This window comes from Acinetobacter sp. 1294596 (assembly GCF_000582925.1).
GTDB classification, from domain to species: domain Bacteria; phylum Pseudomonadota; class Gammaproteobacteria; order Pseudomonadales; family Moraxellaceae; genus Acinetobacter; species Acinetobacter radioresistens.
In genome coordinates, this window is sequence record NZ_JFCC01000092.1 from 1 (window position 1) to 2,047 (window position 2,047).

Here is a 2,047-nt window from a genome sequence, read left to right on the forward strand (position 1 = left end):
GGGTTTCTTTTTTGAAAAACTCTTAAATAAACAAGAAGCACCAGGAATATCTTTACTCTGCCAATAAGTATCCGGATAAGCTAAACAGTCAAACTATACTTATTACATTATAAGTTTGATATAAATACTATTTAAGTGAGAATTTGAGAGCTAGTAATGGTTTTTACTTATAAAGCTACATTTGAAGAATTAGTCTCCTGTATTAATCAAAAGCTAGAAAAAAGCGGTGGCTCAATAGTAAGGCAGGAAGAGAGATACTCAAGTATTGAACCCGGAGCAATTGAAAAGCTTGAAGAGTATTACAGAACCAGAGGTTATGATTTTGATTGGGAAGAAGAGAATAATCTATTTGTCGCTATTATTACTCCCCAATAATTGAGCAATACATTTAGGCCACCTTCGGGTGGTTTTTTATGAGTGAAAGAAGCCATTAATTGTAGATTGTTTGTATGAGCTATACATAAATAAATAGGCAATTACTTGATATTAGAATATAGAGTAATTAATATGTATATATGCTACCAAATATTGGTGGCACTTTAGCGAGAAAACTTGAATTTTGTTAGGAGATGTTTTCTTGTCTAAACATCAAAAACTACTAGAAAAGCTTCGCCGTAAACCTATGCCAAAGGACTATACATGGGATGATCTGGTTACACTACTTGGTCATTACGGGTATGAGCTTCGCACGAAAACTGGTTCATCGCATTGCAGATTTGTAGGTTGTGATAAACATGTAATCATGACCTCTAAACCTCACCCTAACAACACGTTAAAAGGTGGGCATATAAATCAAGCTTTGGAAGCTATCGAACGATATGAAGCTTTATATATGTCACCTAAAGAGGATTAATGAATGTCTGAGAATTTATTAACTTATAAAGGATATTATGGTTCTTATGAAGTTAGTATTGAAGACGGATTGATTTTCGGAAAAATTTTATTTATTGATGATTCAGTAGGATATGATTCCGAAACAATTAAAGGCATACAGGCAGCTTTTGAAGAAGCTGTTGATTCTTATATCGAGTTCTGTGAAGAAATCAATAAAGATCCGAATCCATCATTTAGTGGAAAAACTGCCGTTAGATTTGATCCTGAACTTCATAAAAAAGTAGCTATTCTTTCTAAGAAAGAGAAGCAATCGATGAATGATTTTATTGTATCGGCAATAAAAAACCATGTTGATTTTGTAGAGAATGGCTCAAGTCAGCTCCGAAGAATTGATTCAATTTTGCATCAAAAGTTTGAGTACTTAGAGTTTATTGCAGGTAAAAATACATTTAAAACGTTTTCTACCTCTGAATTTATAGAGAGTACTTACAAGGTTGAGCACAAAGGAGAGAAAGATGTCACATTCTGCTAAGAATGATTCTCTATCAATTAAAGATATAGCAATTTTAATAATTAAAGATAAAGGAATTCATGAAGGCTTATATGTTCCAAAAATGGAACTAGCGTTTGGAGCTGGTGTAGACGAATTTAATGAGGGTGAGCGTATGCCAGCAGTTAAAGTTGGTATCAAAAGCATAGGGATCGAGAAAGTTGAGAATTCGAATAACTCCTTATGCGTTGATGCAGGCGAAGTGAACCCTCGGCCCAAACGAAAAACCAAGAAAACTGATTGACGCTTATAACCTCCTCCGGGAGGTTTTTTATTGGGTAATGATTATGGATATAGATCAATACAAAGCTCTAACCAAAAAGAAGCCATTAAAAAAGGTACCAAGAGCAAAGCCATTACCTAAGGCAACTCAAAAATATCTCGAAGCCCAAGAAGAACTAGAGCGGATTCTGGATATTTTAGAAATCAAATTTGAAAATGCTTTCACTTTAAATCTACCAAGCACTGGCGTTTCGACTTTCATTTGATCGAACACAGGATCTTAATTGAAATAGCAGGCGGGCCTTGGTCTGGTGGACGTAAGGGAAAACTGAGCAATAAGGCTTGGAGCATGGATCGTTATGATCATGCTGAAGAGATGGGTTATAACGTTGTACGTTTGGAATCAGCTAGCCGTTACAAGATCAACGAAGCTGGACCATT

At 35.2% G+C, this 2,047-nt stretch carries 4 protein-coding genes and 1 pseudogene; all 5 read left to right on the top strand.

Annotated elements, in window-relative coordinates; genetic code table 11:
* The first annotated feature begins 156 nt into the window (after positions 1–156).
* Positions 157–375, top strand: a complete 219-nt coding sequence (locus J502_RS15875) for a hypothetical protein (RefSeq protein WP_034684578.1) — start codon at positions 157–159, stop codon at positions 373–375.
* Positions 376–577: 202 nt separating this feature from the next.
* Positions 578–853, top strand: coding sequence for a type II toxin-antitoxin system HicA family toxin (locus J502_RS15880; RefSeq protein WP_034684576.1), 276 nt, complete (start codon positions 578–580; stop codon positions 851–853).
* A 3-nt stretch (positions 854–856) separates the two neighbouring features.
* Positions 857–1,366: a type II toxin-antitoxin system HicB family antitoxin gene (locus J502_RS16410; RefSeq protein WP_052026704.1), complete on the top strand. Its 510-nt coding sequence runs from the start codon at positions 857–859 to the stop codon at positions 1,364–1,366.
* Positions 1,350–1,628 (top strand): hypothetical protein, encoded by a 279-nt coding sequence (locus J502_RS15890; RefSeq protein WP_034684572.1) that lies wholly within the window; start codon positions 1,350–1,352, stop codon positions 1,626–1,628. Before J502_RS16410 ends, J502_RS15890 begins: the two co-directional genes overlap by 17 nt.
* 43 nt (positions 1,629–1,671) lie before the next feature.
* A pseudogene (locus J502_RS15895) lies at positions 1,672–2,047 on the top strand (hypothetical protein); the annotation flags it as partial.

Bases quoted from the DNA above. Each gene is read 5' to 3' on its own strand.
- J502_RS16410 (WP_052026704.1), top strand. From the start codon at position 857: ATGTCTGAGAATTTATTAACTTATAAAGGATATTATGGTTCTTATGAA.
- J502_RS15875 (WP_034684578.1), top strand. From the start codon at position 157: ATGGTTTTTACTTATAAAGCTACATTTGAAGAATTAGTCTCCTGTATT.
- J502_RS15890 (WP_034684572.1), top strand. From the start codon at position 1,350: ATGTCACATTCTGCTAAGAATGATTCTCTATCAATTAAAGATATAGCA.